Source organism: Citrobacter sp. HN-141 (assembly GCF_033341895.1).
Lineage (GTDB): Bacteria > Pseudomonadota > Gammaproteobacteria > Enterobacterales > Enterobacteriaceae > Citrobacter.
Map to the genome: position 1 here is coordinate 114,302 of NZ_JAWPBF010000006.1, position 19,692 is coordinate 133,993.

17 protein-coding genes are annotated in these 19,692 nt (G+C 52.8%); 12 read left to right on the forward strand and 5 right to left on the reverse strand.

Annotated features, from left to right (window positions below; genetic code table 11):
- Positions 1-92 precede the first annotated feature (92 nt).
- Positions 93-1,271, forward strand: coding sequence for a sugar efflux transporter (locus RYZ59_RS09425; RefSeq protein WP_318047530.1), 1,179 nt, complete (start codon positions 93-95; stop codon positions 1,269-1,271).
- Positions 1,272-1,361: 90 nt separating this feature from the next.
- Here RYZ59_RS09425 and leuD read toward each other — a convergent pair whose 3' ends face one another.
- The 5 genes from leuD to leuL form a co-directional block, all read right to left on the reverse strand.
- Positions 1,362-1,967 carry a 3-isopropylmalate dehydratase small subunit gene (leuD, locus tag RYZ59_RS09430; RefSeq protein ID WP_016151683.1) on the reverse strand — a complete coding sequence of 202 codons (606 nt, stop codon included), beginning with the start codon at positions 1,965-1,967 and terminating at the stop codon, positions 1,362-1,364.
- A gap of 10 nt (positions 1,968-1,977) precedes the next feature.
- Positions 1,978-3,378, reverse strand: coding sequence for a 3-isopropylmalate dehydratase large subunit (gene leuC / locus RYZ59_RS09435; RefSeq protein ID WP_318047529.1), 1,401 nt, complete (start codon positions 3,376-3,378; stop codon positions 1,978-1,980).
- Between the two features lie 2 nt (positions 3,379-3,380).
- A complete protein-coding gene (gene leuB / locus RYZ59_RS09440) occupies positions 3,381-4,472 on the reverse strand; it encodes a 3-isopropylmalate dehydrogenase (RefSeq protein ID WP_271440489.1) in 1,092 nt (363 codons plus the stop codon).
- Positions 4,472-6,043: a 2-isopropylmalate synthase gene (gene leuA, locus RYZ59_RS09445; RefSeq protein ID WP_137383731.1), complete on the reverse strand. Its 1,572-nt coding sequence runs from the start codon at positions 6,041-6,043 to the stop codon at positions 4,472-4,474. Before leuA ends, leuB begins: the two co-directional genes overlap by 1 nt.
- A gap of 89 nt (positions 6,044-6,132) precedes the next feature.
- Positions 6,133-6,219, reverse strand: a complete 87-nt coding sequence (leuL, locus tag RYZ59_RS24735) for a leu operon leader peptide (protein WP_075551415.1) — start codon at positions 6,217-6,219, stop codon at positions 6,133-6,135.
- A gap of 653 nt (positions 6,220-6,872) precedes the next feature.
- Here leuL and leuO point away from each other — a divergent pair.
- From leuO to mraY, 11 genes are all read left to right on the forward strand, one after another.
- A complete protein-coding gene (gene leuO, locus RYZ59_RS09450; RefSeq protein WP_318047525.1) occupies positions 6,873-7,820 on the forward strand; it encodes a transcriptional regulator LeuO in 948 nt (315 codons plus the stop codon).
- A 319-nt stretch (positions 7,821-8,139) separates the two neighbouring features.
- Positions 8,140-9,864: an acetolactate synthase 3 large subunit gene (gene ilvI / locus RYZ59_RS09455; protein ID WP_191234187.1), complete on the forward strand. Its 1,725-nt coding sequence runs from the start codon at positions 8,140-8,142 to the stop codon at positions 9,862-9,864.
- Positions 9,865-9,866: 2 nt separating this feature from the next.
- Positions 9,867-10,358, forward strand: coding sequence for an acetolactate synthase small subunit (gene ilvN, locus RYZ59_RS09460; protein WP_318047522.1), 492 nt, complete (start codon positions 9,867-9,869; stop codon positions 10,356-10,358).
- Positions 10,359-10,622: 264 nt separating this feature from the next.
- Entirely contained in the window at positions 10,623-11,627 is a 1,005-nt protein-coding gene (gene cra, locus RYZ59_RS09465; protein WP_003018794.1) for a catabolite repressor/activator, read from the forward strand.
- A gap of 612 nt (positions 11,628-12,239) precedes the next feature.
- Positions 12,240-12,698 carry a division/cell wall cluster transcriptional repressor MraZ gene (gene mraZ / locus RYZ59_RS09470; RefSeq protein ID WP_003018792.1) on the forward strand — a complete coding sequence of 153 codons (459 nt, stop codon included), beginning with the start codon at positions 12,240-12,242 and terminating at the stop codon, positions 12,696-12,698.
- Between the two features lies 1 nt (position 12,699).
- Complete coding sequence (gene rsmH / locus RYZ59_RS09475; protein WP_318047520.1) at positions 12,700-13,641, forward strand: 16S rRNA (cytosine(1402)-N(4))-methyltransferase RsmH; 942 nt, start codon at positions 12,700-12,702, stop codon at positions 13,639-13,641.
- The gene (ftsL, locus tag RYZ59_RS09480) at positions 13,638-14,003 is read left to right on the forward strand and encodes a cell division protein FtsL (protein WP_000625651.1); all 366 of its coding nucleotides are present in this window, start codon (positions 13,638-13,640) and stop codon (positions 14,001-14,003) included. The genes rsmH and ftsL overlap by 4 nt, the downstream gene beginning before the upstream one ends.
- Before the next feature lie 15 nt (positions 14,004-14,018).
- Positions 14,019-15,785 (forward strand): peptidoglycan glycosyltransferase FtsI, encoded by a 1,767-nt coding sequence (gene ftsI / locus RYZ59_RS09485; protein ID WP_016151691.1) that lies wholly within the window; start codon positions 14,019-14,021, stop codon positions 15,783-15,785.
- On the forward strand, positions 15,772-17,259 hold the full coding sequence (gene murE, locus RYZ59_RS09490) for a UDP-N-acetylmuramoyl-L-alanyl-D-glutamate--2,6-diaminopimelate ligase (RefSeq protein WP_318047518.1): 1,488 nt from the start codon (positions 15,772-15,774) through the stop codon (positions 17,257-17,259). Before ftsI ends, murE begins: the two co-directional genes overlap by 14 nt.
- Positions 17,256-18,614 carry a UDP-N-acetylmuramoyl-tripeptide--D-alanyl-D-alanine ligase gene (gene murF, locus RYZ59_RS09495; protein WP_318047516.1) on the forward strand — a complete coding sequence of 453 codons (1,359 nt, stop codon included), beginning with the start codon at positions 17,256-17,258 and terminating at the stop codon, positions 18,612-18,614. The genes murE and murF overlap by 4 nt, the downstream gene beginning before the upstream one ends.
- Positions 18,608-19,690, forward strand: coding sequence for a phospho-N-acetylmuramoyl-pentapeptide-transferase (mraY, locus tag RYZ59_RS09500; protein WP_003018774.1), 1,083 nt, complete (start codon positions 18,608-18,610; stop codon positions 19,688-19,690). The genes murF and mraY overlap by 7 nt, the downstream gene beginning before the upstream one ends.
- Positions 19,691-19,692: the final 2 nt, after the last annotated feature.

A 19,692-nucleotide genomic window follows, 5' to 3' on the forward strand; every position in this document is an offset into this window, starting at 1 on the left:
ATCATGTGTGACTGAGTATTGGTGTTAATCGCCGCGCCAGCAGGTATTATCTGCTGGCTTTTTTCGTATCAGCCCAGCCAATAGGGATAACAATGCTCTGGATTATGACCATGGGACGGCGCCTCAACGGCGTTTACGCGGCATTTATGCTGGTCGCTTTTATGATGGGCGTGGCGGGGGCATTGCAGGCACCCACGCTGAGTCTGTTCCTGAGCCGTGAAGTCGGGGCGCAGCCATTCTGGGTTGGGTTGTTTTATACCGTCAATGCGATTGCCGGGATTGTGGTTAGTCTCGGGCTTGCAAAACGTTCCGACAGCCAGGGCGATCGGCGCAAGCTGATTATGTTTTGCTGCCTGATGGCAATTGGCAACGCGCTGCTGTTTGCCTTTAATCGTCACTATCTCACGTTGATCACCTGCGGGGTGCTGCTGGCCTCGCTGGCCAATACCGCGATGCCGCAGTTGTTTGCGCTGGCGCGGGAGTATGCGGATAATTCCGCGCGTGAAGTGGTGATGTTTAGTTCGGTGATGCGTGCGCAGCTTTCGCTGGCGTGGGTTATTGGGCCACCGCTGGCCTTCATGCTGGCACTGAATTACGGTTTCACGGTGATGTTCTCTATTGCGGCTGGCATTTTTGCGATAAGCCTGGTGCTGATTGCGCTGATCCTGCCCTCTGTCGCCCGGGTGGAACAACCTGTTGATCTACCGCTTGAACAAACGGGGGGCTGGCAGGATAAAAATGTACGCATGCTGTTTATTGCCTCCACGTTGATGTGGACCTGCAACACGATGTACATCATCGATATGCCGCTGTGGATAAGCCTTGAACTGGGTTTACCCGACAAGCTTGCTGGGATCCTGATGGGGACGGCGGCCGGGCTGGAAATTCCGGCGATGATTCTGGCGGGCTATTACGTGAAGCGCTTTGGTAAACGGCGAATGATGATTACCGCCGTGGCGGCCGGCGTGCTGTTTTATCTTGGTCTTATTTTCTTTCACAGCCATACGGCGCTGCTGGTGCTGCAACTGTTTAACGCGGTATTCATCGGTATTGTCGCTGGGATAGGGATGCTGTGGTTTCAGGATCTGATGCCGGGACGCGCGGGTTCTGCCACCACATTATTCACCAACAGCATTTCCACGGGTGTCATTTTGGCAGGGGTGATTCAGGGGGCTGTCGCGCAAAGCTACGGACATTTTACCGTTTACTGGGTAATCGCGGCGATTTCTGTGGTTACGCTGGTGATGACCGGGCGGGTGAAAGACGTTTAATCATGTTGCCGGATGCGCTGCGCTTATCCGGCCTACAGTTGGAATGCGGTTGTAGGCCGGATAAGCGCAGCGCATCCGGCGTCATAATGACTAGCGCATAAACGCTGGCTGCTTGTCTTCGTACTCGGTGATAGCCGCTTCGTGCTGCAGCGTCAGTCCGATGCTGTCCAGACCGTTCAGCATGCAGTGACGGCGGAAGTCATCGATTTTAAAGCTGTAGGACTTATCGCCTGCTTTCACCACCTGCGCTTCCAGGTCCACTTCAAATTTAATGCCCGGATTGGCTTTCACCAGGGCAAACATTTCATCGACCTGTGCGTCACTCAGGGTCACCGGCAGCAGCTGGTTGTTGAAGCTGTTGCCGTAGAAGATGTCGGCGAAGCTCGGCGCGATCACCACTTTGAAACCATAATCGGTCAGCGCCCAGGGCGCGTGCTCACGTGAAGAGCCGCAGCCAAAGTTTTCCCGCGCCAGCAGAATTGATGCACCTTTATATTCCGGGAAGTTCAGTACGAACTCTGGATTAGGCTGTTGCCCCTTTTCGTCGAGGAAACGCCAGTCGTTAAACAGATGAGCGCCAAACCCGGTGCGGGTAACCTTCTGCAAAAACTGTTTGGGAATAATGGCATCGGTATCGACGTTGGCGGCATCCAGTGGGACAACCAGGCCGGTATGCTGGGTAAATTTTTCTGCCATGGTAGTTTCCTTATTTGATGCTGCGAATGTCGGCAAAATGACCGGTGACGGCGGCAGCGGCGGCCATGGCCGGGCTGACTAAATGCGTGCGACCACCGCGGCCCTGACGACCTTCAAAGTTACGGTTGCTGGTGGATGCGCAACGCTCACCAGGGTTCAGGCGGTCATTGTTCATGGCCAGGCACATGGAGCAGCCCGGTAAACGCCATTCAAAACCGGCTTCGATAAAGATCTTGTCCAGACCTTCTGCTTCCGCCTGCGCTTTCACCGGACCAGAGCCCGGCACCACCAGTGCCTGCACGCCCGGCGCAACTTTGCGCCCTTTGGCGATTTCTGCCGCGGCGCGTAAATCTTCAATACGCGAGTTGGTGCAGGAACCGATGAACACTTTATCAATAGCTACTTCCGTTAACGGAATGCCTGGTTTCAGCCCCATATACGCCAGCGCTTTTTCAGCCGATGCACGCTCAACGGGATCGGCAAATGAAGCCGGGTCGGGAATATTATCGTTCACTGAGATGACCTGACCCGGGTTCGTTCCCCAGGTGACCTGCGGCGCGATATCTTCTGCCTGCAGGGTAACGACGGTATCAAACGTTGCGTTATCGTCGGTTTTCAGCGTTTTCCAGTACGCAACTGCATTGGCAAAGTCGTCACCTTTCGGGGCGTGCAAACGGCCCTGCACATAGTTGAACGTTGTTTCATCCGGTGCGACCAGGCCCGCTTTGGCACCCATTTCAATGGCCATGTTGCACAGGGTCATCCGGCCTTCCATGCTCAGTGCACGGATGGCTTCGCCACAAAACTCAACGACGTGTCCGGTACCGCCTGCGCTACCGGTTTTACCGATAATCGCCAGCACGATATCTTTGGCGGTAATGCCAGGGGCTGCTTTACCGTTGACTTCAATCTTCATGGTTTTGGCGCGCCCCTGTTTCAGGGTCTGCGTCGCCAGAACGTGTTCAACTTCAGAGGTGCCAATGCCAAACGCCAGCGCGCCGAACGCGCCGTGTGTAGCGGTGTGGGAATCGCCACAGACGATGGTCATACCCGGCAACGTCACGCCTTGTTCTGGCCCCATCACGTGAACGATACCCTGATACGGATGGTTCAGATCGTACAGTTCCACGCCAAATTCATTGCAGTTTTTGATCAGCTCCTGCATCTGAATACGTGCCATTTCGCCCGAGGCGTTAATGTCTTTCGTTTGCGTCGAAACGTTGTGGTCCATTGTGGCAAAGGTTTTACCCGGCTGGCGAACCTGGCGGCCATGCGCACGTAAACCATCAAATGCCTGCGGAGAGGTCACTTCATGCACCAGATGTCTGTCGATATATAACAGTGGGGTTTCGTTTTGCGCCTCAAAGACAACGTGCGCATCAAACAATTTTTCGTATAACGTCTTGGCCATGATTACACCCCTTCAGCGACGTAGCGAGCGATGATGTCGCCCATCTCATCGGTACTAACTGCGGCAGCGCCACGGGCTAAGTCACCGGTGCGAATACCTTCTTCTAATGCGCGGTTGATAGCGCTCTCAATTGCGGTTGCCGCATCATTGGCATCCAGGCTGTAACGCAACAGCAGGGCCAGTGACAAAATTTGGGCGATAGGGTTTGCAATATTCTTCCCTGCGATATCGGGTGCAGAACCGCCAGCCGGCTCGTACAGGCCAAAGCCCTGCTCATTCAGGCTGGCAGATGGCAACATGCCCATTGAGCCCGTGATCATGGCGCACTCATCAGACAGAATGTCACCAAACAGGTTTGAGCACAGCAGTACGTCGAACTGGGACGGGTCTTTGATTAATTGCATTGTCGCGTTGTCGATATACATATGCGCCAGTTCAACATCCGGGTATTCGTTGGCGATTTCATTGACGATTTCACGCCACAAGATGGATGTTTGCAGCACGTTGGCTTTATCAATCGACGTGACTTTACGGCGACGCTGGCGCGCAGACTCAAACGCGATACGGGCAATACGCTCGATCTCGAAACGGTGATAAACCTCAGTATCAAAGGCTTTTTCATGCTGCCCGCTGCCTTCGCGGCCTTTGGGTTGACCGAAATAGATCCCACCCGTCAGTTCACGTACGCACAGGATGTCGAAACCGTTCGCGGCGATATCGGCGCGCAGAGGACAAAAGGCTTCCAGCCCCTGGTACAGCTTAGCCGGGCGCAGGTTGCTGAATAATTTGAAGTGCTTACGCAACGGCAGCAGCGCACCGCGCTCAGGCTGCTGGTTGGGCGGCAGATGTTCCCATTTCGGGCCGCCAACGGAGCCAAACAGAATGGCGTCGGCTTGCTCACAGCCTTCAACCGTCGCCGGTGGCAGCGGCTGACCGTGGTTATCGATAGCGGCACCGCCCACGTCATAGTGGCTGGTGGTAATGCGCATGCCAAAACGGTTGCGAATTGCGTCCAGTACTTTCAATGCTTGCGCCATCACTTCCGGGCCAATACCGTCACCCGGCAAAACAGCAATATGATAATTCTTCGACATCACACGGTTTCCTTGTTGTTCTCGTTGTTCTGAGCTTTGCGTTGCAATTCTTTTTCGACTTCTTCAGCGCGCCAGATATTGTTCAGCACATGCACCATCGCTTTGGCGGAAGACTCGACGATATCTGTTGCCAGCCCGACGCCGTGGAAGCGGCGACCGTTATAGTTGGCGACGATATCCACCTGACCCAGCGCATCTTTACCGTGGCCTTTAGCGGTCAGGCTATATTTGACCAGTTCGACGTTGTATTCCGTCACGCGATTAATGGCCTGATAAATGGCATCGACCGGGCCGTTACCGTTAGCCGCTTCGGCTTTGACGTCTTCACCACAGGCCAGCTTGACGGAGGCGGTGGCAATATCATTAGAGCCAGACTGCACGCTGAAATAGTCCAGACGGAAGTGTTCTGGCTCTTCCTGCTGTTTGTTAATAAAGGCCAGTGCTTCCAGGTCGTAATCGAATACCTGACCTTTTTTATCTGCCAGCTTCAGGAACGCGTCATACAGATTGTCCAGGCTGTATTCGCTTTCTTTATAGCCCATCTCGTCCATACGGTGTTTCACCGCGGCGCGTCCGGAACGGGAGGTCAGGTTCAGCTGTACCTGGTTCAGGCCGATGGATTCTGGCGTCATGATTTCGTAGTTTTCACGATTTTTCAGTACGCCGTCCTGATGGATGCCGGAAGAGTGGGCAAAGGCGCCGCTTCCGACAATGGCTTTGTTTGCCGGAATTGGCATGTTGCAGATTTGGCTGACTAACTGACTGGTGCGCCAGATCTCCTGGTGATTGATGCGGGTCTGTACATTCAGGATATCTTTACGCACTTTGATCGCCATGATCACTTCTTCCAGTGAACAGTTGCCTGCACGTTCGCCGATACCGTTCATCGCGCCTTCCACCTGACGGGCGCCCGCATGAACAGCCGCCAGTGCGTTACCGACGCCCAGGCCTAAGTCATCATGGGTGTGTACGGAGATGATGGCTTTATCGATATTCGGTACGCGTTCATACAGACCAGAAATGATTGCGCCAAATTCGAAAGGCATGGTGTAGCCAACGGTATCGGGGATATTGATGGTTTTGGCACCCGCATTAATCGCCGCTTCAACCACGCGGGCCAGGTCGGCGATAGGGGTTCGACCAGCATCTTCGCATGAGAACTCCACGTCATCCGTATAATTACGCGCACGCTTAACCATGTAGACAGCGCGCTCGATCACTTCATCCAACGTGCTGCGTAATTTCGTCGCGATATGCATCGGCGAAGTGGCGATAAACGTATGAATGCGAAAAGCCTCGGCGACTTTCAAAGATTCTGCGGCAACGTCGATATCTTTTTCTACGCAGCGCGCTAAGGCGCAAACGCGGCTGTTTTTAACCTGACGGGCAATGGTCTGTACTGATTCAAAGTCACCCGGTGAAGAAACAGGAAAACCCACTTCCATCACGTCAACGCCCATACGCTCGAGGGCCAGAGCTATCTGCAGTTTTTCTTTCACACTCAGGCTTGCCTGTAACGCCTGTTCACCATCGCGTAAGGTGGTATCGAAAATAATGACTTGCTGGCTCATGGTTTAGGTCCTTGGTGTTTAGGGCGCCTTGCTTCGAGCATAAAAAAACCCGCGCAATGGCGCGGGTTTTTGTCTTAACTGGAGCTGACTTAATGCTGAATGTCGTCCACCAGTCTACCGCGCAATGAGAATGCGTTTAGTAGTAGTAGACCGTTAAAACGAGCAATGTAAGTCATCAATCAAGCTCCAGGCGAATGCGATATGCTTTTAGTGGTACTGGATATGAAGATTGATGTCAACCCCATCCCCCACAAATGCCCCCAGTAAGCGGAAAAAATCTCCTGAACTTTGAGCGAATTGTGCTGAATTTTTATGGTTGTATAAAATAAATCAGCGTATGGATTACATACTTTTCACGATTTGACATATTTGAGCATATTTGTTTTCAGCTATTGTAACGGCATATTGAAGAGATAACTTGTGTATGGATTTTTTATCTTTATGATTTATCGGTTTTTTATACTAACTTTGAATAGGTTTGAGGTGCCGTGGGAAAAATGATTGATAAATAAATGTTAAGCATCACGGTGTTAATGATATAAAAATTTAATTAAAACTTAAATATACATTCACTTAGTGCATGATTGTATATTCGCCATGGTTATGGTTATATTGTTTTCGACATTTAAACGTATGAATCATCGTGCAGTGACCTCTGCCACACTGCGCTCGCATTGGTTTTTGTTCATTCAGGCCAGGGCCTTTATGTTTTCCTAATTTTAATGCTTTCCCTTTTTCTTATTTTATATGCATGGTAAATCATATTAGCGGAGGTTATTTCTGAGCTCCGTCTGGGAAAAGGGATTTTAGAGTGACAGTGGAGTTAAATATGCCAGAAGTAAAAATAATAGATAAACCTAATCTTTTAGAGATGGGGAAGCCGCAGTTGCGCATGGTTGACCTTAATTTATTAACCGTTTTTGACGCGGTGATGCAAGAACAGAATATTACTCGCGCAGCGCATTCTCTGGGCATGTCGCAGCCTGCAGTCAGCAACGCAGTCGCACGTCTGAAGGTTATGTTTAATGATGAGCTCTTTGTGCGCTATGGCCGAGGCATCCAGCCAACAGCACGGGCTTTTCAGCTATTTGGCTCTATTCGTCAGGCGCTGCAATTGGTGCAGAATGAACTGCCAGGGTCCGGTTTTGAACCCGCCAGCAGCTCACGTATATTTAATCTTTGCGTCTGTAGCCCCCTGGATAATATCCTCACGTCCTTGATTTACAATCGCGTTGAGCAAGTTGCACCTAATATTCATGTCGTATTTAAATCATCGCTCAACCAAAATACAGAACATCAATTACGGTATCAGGAAACAGAATTTGTTATTAGTTATGAAGAATTCCGCCGTCCTGAATTCACCAGTATTCCGTTATTCAGCGATGAGATGGTGTTAGTCGCAAGTAAAAAACACCCGCGCATTAGCGGTCCATTGCTGGAGAGTGATGTCTATAATGAACAGCATGCGGTCGTTTCTCTCGATCGCTTTGCGTCATTCAGTCACCCCTGGTATGACACTCAGGATAAACAAGCCTGCGTTGCTTATCAGGGAATGGCATTAATCAGTGTACTGAATATTGTATCCCAAACTCATTTGGTTTCTATCGCGCCACGCTGGTTAGCTGAAGAGTTCTCCGAGTCTTTAGAACTGCAAATATTACCGCTACCGTTAAAACTGAATAGCCGGACTTGTTATCTTTCCTGGCATGAAGCCGCGGGTCGGGATAAAGGACATCAATGGATGGAAGAGCTGTTAGTCTCCATCTGTAAGCAGTGACCTACGGCAGAGTAAATCCGATGATGAATCTGGTTTATTCTGCTTTTTTATTTTTATTTGAAATTTTATGCTGAAATCTTCTTTTGGTCTTTGCCTGGGAGGGTGAAAAAATAGAGTAATCGCTGTAAGTCCTCATTTTTAAGCGATTATTTGTCATTCCATTTGCTTATACTGGTTTAATTCTCCGTTTATTCGATTCTTTCCTCCGTTTTATTCTTATCCGCTGTTACACCACCGTTTCGGTGTCAATTGCCATGCCTTATCATCAGCGGTTAATGTGTTGTTAAACCGTTATTCATTATAAGAGTGGAGGCAAGCCATGGAGATGTTGTCTGGAGCCGAGATGGTCGTCCGATCGCTCATCGATCAGGGTGTGAAGCAGGTATTCGGGTATCCCGGGGGCGCAGTCCTCGATATTTATGATGCTTTGCATACGGTCGGTGGTATTGATCATGTGCTGGTCCGCCATGAGCAAGCTGCGGTCCATATGGCCGATGGCCTGGCACGTGCCACGGGTGAAGTGGGCGTTGTGTTAGTCACCTCAGGGCCGGGAGCAACCAATGCGATCACAGGTATCGCAACGGCGTACATGGACTCCATCCCGCTGGTGATCCTCTCCGGGCAGGTGGCTACCTCTCTGATTGGCTACGATGCCTTTCAGGAGTGCGATATGGTGGGGATTTCTCGTCCGGTGGTGAAACACAGTTTTCTGGTCAAGCAAACGGAAGACATCCCGCAGGTGCTGAAAAAAGCCTTCTGGCTGGCAGCAAGCGGTCGTCCCGGGCCAGTGGTGGTGGATTTGCCGAAGGATATTCTGAATCCGGCGAAGAAACTGCCTTATAGCTGGCCGGACTCGGTGAGTATGCGCTCGTATAATCCGACGACGACGGGACATAAGGGACAGATCAAACGGGCGCTACAGACGCTGGTTGCGGCGAAGAAACCTGTTGTCTATGTGGGTGGGGGCGCGGTCAATTCGGCTTGCCATGAGCAGTTAGCTCAGATTGCTGAAGCGCTGAATCTGCCGGTTGTCTCCTCGCTAATGGGGTTGGGCGCGTTTCCGGCCACGCATCGTCAGGCGCTGGGCATGTTGGGAATGCATGGTACCTACGAAGCGAATATGACCATGCATCATTCCGATGTGATCTTTGCAGTCGGCGTTCGCTTTGACGATCGAACGACGAATAACCTGGCAAAATATTGTCCGAATGCGACCGTGCTGCATATCGATATCGATCCGACCTCTATTTCTAAAACCGTTACTGCGGATATTCCGATTGTGGGTGATGCCCGCCTGGTACTGGATCAAATGCTCGAACTGCTGGAGCAAGAGAAATCACAGCAACCACTGGATGATAACCGTGACTGGTGGCAACAGATTGAGCACTGGCGCGCCCGTCAGTGTCTTAAATACGATACGCAAAGTGAAAGCATTAAGCCGCAGGCGGTGATTGAAACCATCTGGCGTTTGACGAAAGGGGAGGCGTATGTGACCTCTGACGTTGGCCAGCATCAAATGTTTGCCGCACTTTACTATCCGTTCGATAAACCGCGTCGCTGGATTAACTCAGGCGGCCTCGGGACTATGGGATTCGGTTTACCCGCGGCGTTAGGGGTGAAAATGGCGTTGCCGGATGAAACGGTCGTGTGTGTCACCGGGGATGGCAGCATTCAGATGAATATCCAGGAGTTGTCGACGGCGCTGCAATATGAACTGCCGGTGCTGGTGCTCAACCTTAACAACCGTTATCTCGGCATGGTCAAACAGTGGCAGGACATGATCTACTCCGGGCGTCACTCACAGTCTTACATGCAGTCGCTGCCCGATTTTGTGCGCCTTGCTGAGGCTTATGGGCATATCGGTATCCAGATTAATCATCCAGATGAACTTGAGAGCAAGCTGGGTGAAGCGCTGGAACATGTGCGTAACCATCGCCTGGTGTTTGTCGATGTCACCGTCGATGGCAGTGAGCATGTCTACCCGATGCAGATTCGTGGGGGTGGGATGGATGAAATGTGGTTAAGCAAAACGGAGAGGACCTGATTATGCGCCGGATATTATCAGTATTGCTGGAAAACGAGTCGGGTGCATTATCGCGGGTGATTGGCCTCTTCGCCCAGCGTGGATACAACATTGAAAGCCTGACCGTCGCGCCGACCGACGATCCGACCTTATCGCGGATGACGATTCAGACGGTAGGGGATGAGAAAGTCCTTGAGCAGATCGAAAAGCAGCTTCACAAGCTGGTGGATGTTCTGCGCGTCAGCGAACTGGGGCAGGGCGCTCACGTTGAACGAGAAATCATGCTGGTGAAAATCCAGGCCAGCGGTTATGGCCGGGAAGAGGTGAAACGCAACACGGAGATTTTCCGCGGGCAAATCATCGACGTGACGCCGTCTATCTACACCGTACAACTGGCGGGCACCAGCGATAAGCTGGATGCGTTTCTGGCAAGCCTGCGTGAAGTCGCCAAAATTGTGGAGGTTGCCCGTTCCGGCGTAGTGGGACTCTCCCGTGGCGATAAAATTATGCGCTAATAGTCGACTGTAGGCCTGATAAGCACAGCGCCATCAGGCATCATCGCGGAGATCATGCCGGATGGCGGCGTAAACGCCTTATCCGGCCTACATGTAACGTACCCGTTTGCGCTGATGCTACCTGTTGCGCTTTTTTTTGCGAAATCAGCAGTAACCAGAGACAAAAGCGGTTGCCGCAGTCATTATTCTGCGCTTAGATGTTAAGAAGTTTAACCCATGCCATCTAAAAGGTTATGGTTTGTACATTTTACGCAAGGGGCAATTGTGAAACTGGATGAAATCGCTCGGTTGGCCGGCGTTTCGCGAACGACTGCAAGCTACGTTATTAATGGCAAAGCAAAGCAATATCGCGTAAGCGACAAAACGGTTGAAAAAGTCATGGCGGTGGTGCGTGAGCATAATTACCACCCGAATGCCGTGGCGGCCGGGCTGCGTGCTGGACGCACACGTTCTATTGGGCTGGTGATCCCGGATCTTGAGAACACGAGCTATACCCGGATCGCAAACTATCTGGAGCGCCAGGCGCGTCAGCGTGGGTATCAGCTGTTAATTGCCTGCTCTGAAGATCAGCCGGATAACGAAATGCGCTGTATTGAGCATCTTTTACAGCGCCAGGTCGATGCCATAATTGTGTCGACTTCCTTGCCACCTGAGCATCCGTTCTACCAACGCTGGGCAAACAGTTCATTCCCGATTGTGGCGCTGGATCGTGCACTGGATCGCGAACATTTTACCAGCGTTGTGGGTGCGGATCAGGATGATGCGGAAATGCTGGCGGAGGAGTTACGCAAATTTCCTGCTGAAACCGTCCTCTATCTGGGCGCGCTTCCTGAGTTATCCGTCAGTTTCCTGCGCGAACAGGGTTTTCGTACCGCGTGGAAGGACGATCCGCGTGAAGTCCATTTCCTGTACGCCAACAGCTATGAGCGGGAAGCGGCTGCGCAGCTGTTTGATAAATGGCTGGAAACGCACCCAATGCCTCAGGCGTTGTTTACCACGTCGTTTGCCCTGTTGCAGGGGGTGATGGATGTGACCCTGCGTCGTGACGGACAGCTGCCGTCTGATTTAGCAATTGCGACTTTTGGCGATCACGAACTGCTCGACTTCCTGCAGTGCCCGGTACTGGCAGTGGCACAGCGCCATCGTGATGTCGCGGAACGCGTGCTGGAGATTGTACTGGCAAGTCTGGACGAACCGCGTAAACCAAAACCAGGTTTAACGCGTATACGGCGTAATCTGTACCGTCGCGGTATTCTCAGCCGTAACTAAGTTTCCTCAATTGATGACGTCGGCGGGATAAGCCTCTGACGTCTTCATTTTTCTATTCTCAGAAATAACCGCATTATATTTAAGAATATTCTTTAGAATTATCTGAAATTCATTCTTGAAATACCCCGAATTAAAAATGCAACTATCCATTTTTGGGTTATTGATACGTAACGACGCGTTACGCTTGTATTATTTTGTTACATGCATGTGTGGATTTGCCGAATTAACAAACACTTTGCTCTCGTATTGCGGCCATCTGGTACTTACCTCGGCCCTGCGCGGCGTACAGACCGATTAACTGGTACTGTTAACTCGCTGCATATTGTCCTAAAATGCCGCTCGCGTCGCAAACTGACACTTTATATTTTCTTTGGATGATATTCAGTTGTTTTAAACAATGATGAGTTGTTGGATTTTTTTCTTACAAATATTCATGACGTTAATTTGCTTCGTTTGCTGTACGGATTTTGTTCAACGCTGATATTAGCCGTAAACAATGGGTTTTTTGCTCCGCTAAGCGCCGCGACTTGCTTGACAAGGTTTTCCTCCGCTCCGTAAACTCCTTTAAGTGGGAATTTGTGGGATAAAGTGGTAATTGGGGGTGAGGCTGGCATGTTCCGGGGAGCAACGTTAGTTAATCTCGACAGTAAAGGGCGCTTATCCGTGCCTACCCGTTATCGGGATCAACTGCTTGAGAGCGCTACCGGTCAAATGGTTTGCACCATTGACATCCATCACCCGTGCCTGCTGCTGTACCCCCTGCCTGAATGGGAAATAATCGAGCAGAAGCTCTCGCGTCTGTCGAGCATGAATCCAGTTGAGCGTCGCGTACAGCGCTTATTGTTGGGTCATGCCAGCGAATGTCAGATGGATAACGCTGGTCGATTACTGATAGCCCCCATTCTGCGGCAACACGCAGGGCTAACGAAAGAAGTGATGCTGGTTGGGCAGTTCAATAAGTTTGAGCTGTGGGATGAAACGACCTGGTATCAACAGGTCAAGGAAGATATCGACGCTGAGCAGTCTGTTACTGGCGCGTTGTCGGAACGATTGCAGGATTTGTCTCTATAAAATGACGGAAAATTATAAACATACAACGGTGTTGCTGGATGAAGCCGTAAACGGCCTGAATATTCGTCCAGATGGCATCTACATTGACGGGACATTTGGTCGCGGTGGTCACTCACGTCTGATCCTCTCCCAGCTTGGCGAAGAGGGACGTTTACTGGCAATCGATCGCGATCCGCAGGCTATTGCCGTTGCAAAAACGATTACCGATCCTCGCTTCTCCATCGTACATGGACCTTTTTCTGCGCTGGCTGACTATGTTGCCGAGCGTGGACTGACCGGTAAGATCGACGGAATTCTTCTCGATCTGGGCGTTTCTTCTCCGCAGCTTGACGATGCCGAACGCGGCTTTTCATTCATGCGTGACGGTCCGTTAGATATGCGTATGGACCCCACCCGCGGTCAGTCTGCCGCCGAGTGGCTGCAAACCGCCGATGAAGCTGATATCGCCTGGGTGATTAAAACCTTTGGCGAGGAGCGCTTCGGCAAACGTATTGCTCGCGCCATTGTCGAGCGCAACCGCGTTGAACCGATGACCCGCACCAAAGAGCTGGCGGAAGTGATTGCAGCGGCAATGCCGGTGAAGGACAAATTCAAACATCCCGCGACCCGTACCTTCCAGGCGGTGCGCATTTGGGTAAACAGTGAACTGGAGGAGATAGAGCAGGCGCTAAAAAGCTCGCTCAGCGTGCTGGCACCAGGTGGTCGCCTTTCGATAATCAGTTTCCATTCGCTTGAAGATCGCATTGTGAAACGCTTTATGCGCGAACAAAGCCGTGGTCCTCAGGTTCCGGCTGGAATACCGATGACCGAAGCGCAGATCAAAAAACTGGGCGGTCGTGAGTTGAGAGCACTAGGCAAGTTGATGCCGGGTGAAGAAGAGGTCGCAGAAAATCCTCGTGCCCGTAGTTCAGTTCTGCGTATTGCAGAGAGGACGAACGCATGATCAGCAGAGTGACAGAAGCCCTCAGCAAAGTTAAAGGATCGATAGGAAGCAACGAGCGCCATGCTTTGCCTGGCGTGATCGGTGACGATCTTTTGCGGTTCGGGAAGCTGCCACTCTGCCTGTTCATTTGCATTATTTTGACGGCGGTTACCGTCGTAACAACCGCACACCATACGCGGTTACTGACCGCGCAGCGTGAGCAGCTGGTTCTGGAGCGAGATGCGCTGGATATCGAATGGCGTAACTTGATCCTTGAAGAGAACGCGCTCGGTGATCATAGCCGTGTTGAACGGATCGCAACGGAAAAGCTGCAAATGCAGCATGTTGATCCCTCACAAGAAAATATCGTAGTACAAAAATAAGGATAAACGCGACGCATGAAAGCAGCGGCAAAAACGCACAAACCAAAACGCCAGGAAGAACAAGCCAACTTTATCAGTTGGCGTTTTGCGTTACTGTGCGGCTGTATTTTGCTGGCGCTGGGTTTCCTGCTGGGGCGTGTTGCCTGGCTGCAAATCATTGCGCCAGACATGCTGGTGCGTCAGGGAGACATGCGTTCTCTGCGCGTCCAGGAAGTGTCTACATCACGCGGGATGATTACCGACCGCTCAGGTCGTCCGCTGGCGGTGAGCGTTCCGGTGAAGGCGATTTGGGCCGATCCGAAAGAGGTGCATGACGCAGGCGGCGTGAGCGTTGGCGAACGCTGGAGAGCGCTGTCGACTGCGCTGAACCTCCCGCTCGATCAACTGGCTTCCCGCATTAACGCCAACCCGAAAGGGCGTTTTATCTATCTGGCGCGTCAGGTAAACCCTGACATGGCCGACTACATCAAGAAGCTGAAGCTGCCAGGCATTCATCTGCGCGAAGAATCCCGCCGTTACTATCCTTCCGGGGAAGTGACCGCTCACCTCATTGGTTTTACCAACGTCGACAGCCAGGGGATTGAAGGCGTTGAGAAGAGCTTCGACAAATGGCTCACCGGGCAACCGGGCGAACGTATTGTACGTAAAGACCGCTATGGCCGCGTCATTGAAGATATCTCCTCTACCGACAGCCAGGCGGCGCACAACCTCGCGCTGAGCATCGATGAGCGTTTACAGGCGCTGGTCTACCGTGAACTGAATAACGCCGTGGCGTTCAACAAGGCAGAGTCAGGCAGTGCGGTCCTGGTGGATGTGAACACCGGTGAAGTGCTGGCGATGGCGAACAGCCCGTCTTACAACCCGAACAACCTCACCGGTACGCCGAAAGACGCAATGCGTAACCGGACCATTACCGACGTGTTTGAGCCGGGTTCTACCGTCAAACCGATGGTGGTGATGACCGCGCTGCAGCGTGGCGTGGTACGTGAAAATACCGTACTTAACACCATTCCTTACCGAATTAATGGCCACGAAATTAAAGACGTGGCGCGTTATAGCGAATTGACCCTTACCGGGGTTTTGCAGAAGTCGAGTAACGTCGGTGTTTCCAAACTGGCGTTAGCGATGCCGTCCTCAGCGTTAGTAGATACTTACTCACGTTTTGGGCTGGGAAAAGCGACCAATTTGGGGTTGGTCGGAGAACGCAGTGGCTTATATCCTCAAAAACAACGGTGGTCTGACATAGAGAGGGCCACCTTCTCTTTCGGCTATGGGCTAATGGTAACCCCGTTACAGTTAGCGCGAGTCTACGCAACTATCGGTAGCTATGGCGTTTATCGCCCGCTGTCGATTACTAAAGTTGACCCTCCTGTTCCGGGCGAGCGTATCTTCCCGGAGTCGACCGTACGCACTGTGGTGCACATGATGGAAAGCGTGGCGCTGCCGGGTGGTGGCGGCGTGAAGGCGGCGATTAAAGGCTATCGCATCGCGATTAAAACCGGTACGGCGAAAAAAGTCGGGCCAGATGGCCGCTACATCAATAAATACATTGCTTATACCGCAGGCGTTGCGCCTGCGAGTCAGCCGCGCTTCGCGCTGGTTGTTGTTATCAACGATCCGCAGGCGGGTAAATATTACGGTGGCGCCGTTTCCGCGCCGGTCTTCGGTGCCATCATGGGCGGCGTACTGCGCACCATGAACATCGAACCGGATGCGCTGACAACGGGCGATAAAAATGAATTTGTGAATAATCAAGGCGAGGCAACAGGTGGCAGATCGTAATTTGCGCGACCTTCTTGCTCCATGGGTGCCGGGTGCACCGGAGCGAGCACTGCGAGAGATGACACTCGACAGCCGTGTGGCTGCATCGGGCGATCTCTTTGTAGCAGTAGTGGGTCATCAGGCGGACGGGCGTCGATATATCCCGCAGGCGATAGCGCAAGGTGTGGCTGCCATTATTGCAGAGGCAAAAGATGAGGCCGCAGACGGCGAAATCCGAGAAATGCACGGCGTTCCGGTCATCTATCTCAGCCAGCTTAACGAGCGTTTATCTGCACTGGCAGGCCGCTTTTACCACGAGCCATCTGAAAATATGCGTCTGGTCGGTGTGACCGGAACGAACGGTAAAACCACCACTACCCAACTGCTTGCACAGTGGAGCCAACTGCTTGGCGAAACCAGTGCGGTAATGGGAACGGTAGGTAATGGCCTGCTGGGTAAAGTGATCCCGACGGAAAATACCACTGGGTCAGCCGTTGACGTTCAGCATGTGCTGGCGGGGCTGGTTGAACAGGGCGCGACCTTTGGCGCGATGGAAGTTTCATCGCATGGCCTGGTTCAGCACCGCGTGGCGGCGCTGAAATTTGCGGCCTCAGTATTTACCAACTTAAGCCGTGACCATCTCGATTATCACGGCGATATGGAACACTACGAAGCCGCGAAGTGGTTGCTGTACTCCACGCATCACTGTGGACAGGCTATCGTCAATGCGGATGACGAAGTGGGGCGTCGCTGGCTGGCAAAGCTGCCGGATGCGGTAGCTGTCTCGATGGAAGATCATATCAATCCCAACTGCCACGGTCGTTGGCTGAAAGCCGTTGAGGTGAACTATCACGATAGCGGCGCAACGATTCGCTTTGCCTCTACCTGGGGAGAAGGCGAAATTGAAAGCCGCCTGATGGGGGCGTTTAACGTCAGCAATTTGCTGCTGGCGCTGGCCACACTGCTGGCGTTGGGGTATCCGTTAGCCGATTTACTGAAAACGGCGGCACGACTGCAGCCGGTCTGCGGGCGCATGGAAGTATTCAGCGCGCCGGGTAAAACGACGGTAGTGGTGGATTATGCTCATACGCCGGATGCGCTGGAAAAAGCGCTGCAGGCGGCCCGTCTGCATTGCACCGGCAAGCTGTGGTGCGTCTTTGGCTGCGGCGGCGATCGCGACAAAGGCAAGCGTCCGTTGATGGGTGCCATTGCCGAGCAATTTGCCGATGTCGTTGTGGTTACGGATGATAACCCACGCACCGAAGAGCCTCGCGCCATTATCAATGACATTCTGGCGGGTATGCTGGATGCCGGGCAGGCAAAAGTGATGGAAGGCCGTGCTGAAGCGGTCACTAGCGCCATCATGCAGGCAAAAGAAAATGACGTGGTGCTGGTCGCTGGCAAAGGCCATGAAGATTACCAGATTGTCGGCGCACACCGTCTCGACTACTCCGACCGCGTGACGGCAGCACGTCTGCTGGGGGTTATCGCATGATTAGCGTAACGCTCAGCCAACTGGCGGAAATCCTCGGCGGCGAACTGAAAGGGGGCGATCTGACCCTTGATGCGGTCACGACCGATACGCGTAAAGTCACGCCAGGCTGTTTATTTGTCGCACTGAAAGGTGAACGCTTTGATGCCCACGATTTTGCCAATACGGCAAAAGAAAATGGCGCGGGCGCGCTGCTGGTCAGCCGTGCGCTGGATACCGATCTGCCGCAACTCATTGTAAAAAATACGCGCCTGGCATTTGGCGAGCTGGCTGCGTGGGTACGCGCCCAGGTTCCGGCGCGCGTAGTTGCACTAACCGGCTCGTCCGGTAAAACGTCCGTCAAAGAGATGACGGCGTCCATTCTGAGTCAGTGCGGCAATACCTTATATACCGCGGGCAATCTGAATAACGACATCGGCGTACCGATGACGCTGCTGCGGTTAAACAACGATTACGACTATGCCGTGATTGAGCTTGGCGCGAATCATCAGGGCGAAATCGCCTGGACCGTTGGCCTGACGCGCCCGGAAGCGGCGCTGGTGAACAACCTGGCCGCCGCGCATCTGGAAGGCTTCGGCTCTCTGGCGGGTGTGGCGAAGGCAAAAGGTGAGATTTTTACCGGCCTGTCAGCGAACGGTATCGCCATTATGAATGCCGACAACAACGACTGGTTGAACTGGCAGAGCATCATCGGCGATCGCAAAGTCTGGCGCTTCTCGCCGAATGCGGCCAACAGCGACTTTTCGGCGACCAACGTTCATGTGACCTCGCATGGTACAGAATTTTCTCTGCAAACACCGACCGGGAGCATTGATGTCCTGCTGCCGTTACCGGGTCGCCACAATATCGCTAACGCCCTTGCGGCGGCGGCGCTTTCTATGGCGGTAGGCGCGACGCACGAGGCGATCAAAGCGGGTTTGAAGGATCTGCAAGCGGTACCGGGACGTCTGTTCCCGATTCAACTCGCAGAAAATCAGCTGCTGCTGGACGACTCCTATAACGCGAATGTCGGTTCGATGACCGCAGCGGTGCAGGTGCTGTCTGAAATGCCGGGCTATCGCGTACTGGTCGTTGGCGATATGGCAGAGCTTGGCGCAGAAAGCGAAGCCTGCCACGTACAGGTAGGTGAGGCTGCAAAGGCTGCAGGTATCGACCGTGTGCTGAGTACAGGGAAACTGAGTCAGGCAATTAGCCATGCCAGCGGCGTTGGCGAGCATTTTGCGGATAAAAGCGCGCTGACCGCGCATCTTAAGGCGCTGATTGCAGAACATCAGATCATGACGATTTTAGTGAAGGGTTCACGTAGTGCCGCCATGGAAGAGGTAGTACGCGCATTACAGGAGAATGGGACATGTTAGTTTGGCTGGCCGAACATTTGGTCAAATATTATTCCGGCTTTAACGTCTTTTCCTATCTGACGTTTCGCGCCATCGTCAGCCTGCTGACCGCGCTGTTCATCTCATTGTGGATGGGCCCGCGCATGATCGCCCGCTTGCAAAAAATGTCCTTTGGCCAGGTCGTACGTAACGACGGTCCGGAATCACACTTCAGTAAACGCGGTACGCCGACCATGGGCGGGATCATGATCCTCACCGCGATTGTCATCTCCGTACTGCTGTGGGCATATCCGTCGAACCCGTACGTATGGTGCGTGCTGGTGGTATTGATTGGCTACGGCATTATCGGTTTTGTCGATGACTACCGCAAAGTGGTGCGCAAAGATACCAAGGGACTGATTGCCCGCTGGAAGTACTTCTGGATGTCGGTGATTGCGCTGGGCGTGGCCTTTGCGCTGTACCTCGCCGGTAAAGACACCCCGGCTACCGAGCTGGTGGTGCCGTTCTTTAAAGATGTCATGCCGCAGTTGGGGCTGTTCTACGTGCTGCTGGCGTATTTCGTGATTGTGGGTACTGGCAACGCGGTAAACCTTACCGATGGCCTGGATGGTCTGGCGATTATGCCGACCGTGTTCGTGGCCGCCGGTTTTGCACTGGTTGCATGGGCGACCGGTAACATGAACTTCGCCAACTATCTGCACATTCCTTATTTACGCCACGCTGGCGAATTGGTGATCGTCTGTACGGCGATTGTCGGCGCAGGTTTAGGCTTCCTGTGGTTTAACACCTATCCCGCTCAGGTCTTTATGGGCGACGTCGGTTCGCTGGCGCTGGGCGGCGCGCTGGGCATTATTGCCGTACTGCTGCGTCAGGAGTTCCTGCTGGTGATCATGGGCGGTGTCTTCGTGGTGGAAACCCTGTCGGTCATTCTGCAGGTGGGGTCCTTTAAGCTGCGCGGACAGCGCATCTTCCGTATGGCGCCGATTCACCATCACTATGAACTGAAAGGCTGGCCGGAACCGCGCGTGATTGTGCGTTTCTGGATTATTTCGCTGATGCTGGTCCTGATTGGCCTGGCAACGCTGAAGGTACGTTAATC

Coding starts and splice junctions, on each gene's coding strand:
- mraZ (WP_003018792.1), top strand. CDS start 12,240: ATGTTCCGGGGAGCAACGTTAGTTAATCTCGACAGTAAAGGGCGCTTA.
- ilvN (WP_318047522.1), top strand. CDS start 9,867: ATGCGCCGGATATTATCAGTATTGCTGGAAAACGAGTCGGGTGCATTA.
- ilvI (WP_191234187.1), top strand. CDS start 8,140: ATGGAGATGTTGTCTGGAGCCGAGATGGTCGTCCGATCGCTCATCGAT.
- leuC (WP_318047529.1), bottom strand. CDS start 3,378: ATGGCCAAGACGTTATACGAAAAATTGTTTGATGCGCACGTTGTCTTT.
- murF (WP_318047516.1), top strand. CDS start 17,256: ATGATTAGCGTAACGCTCAGCCAACTGGCGGAAATCCTCGGCGGCGAA.
- leuB (WP_271440489.1), bottom strand. CDS start 4,472: ATGTCGAAGAATTATCATATTGCTGTTTTGCCGGGTGACGGTATTGGC.
- ftsI (WP_016151691.1), top strand. CDS start 14,019: ATGAAAGCAGCGGCAAAAACGCACAAACCAAAACGCCAGGAAGAACAA.
- leuD (WP_016151683.1), bottom strand. CDS start 1,967: ATGGCAGAAAAATTTACCCAGCATACCGGCCTGGTTGTCCCACTGGAT.
- leuA (WP_137383731.1), bottom strand. CDS start 6,043: ATGAGCCAGCAAGTCATTATTTTCGATACCACCTTACGCGATGGTGAA.
- mraY (WP_003018774.1), top strand. CDS start 18,608: ATGTTAGTTTGGCTGGCCGAACATTTGGTCAAATATTATTCCGGCTTT.
- ftsL (WP_000625651.1), top strand. CDS start 13,638: ATGATCAGCAGAGTGACAGAAGCCCTCAGCAAAGTTAAAGGATCGATA.
- rsmH (WP_318047520.1), top strand. CDS start 12,700: ATGACGGAAAATTATAAACATACAACGGTGTTGCTGGATGAAGCCGTA.
- leuO (WP_318047525.1), top strand. CDS start 6,873: ATGCCAGAAGTAAAAATAATAGATAAACCTAATCTTTTAGAGATGGGG.
- leuL (WP_075551415.1), bottom strand. CDS start 6,219: ATGACTTACATTGCTCGTTTTAACGGTCTACTACTACTAAACGCATTC.
- RYZ59_RS09425 (WP_318047530.1), top strand. CDS start 93: ATGCTCTGGATTATGACCATGGGACGGCGCCTCAACGGCGTTTACGCG.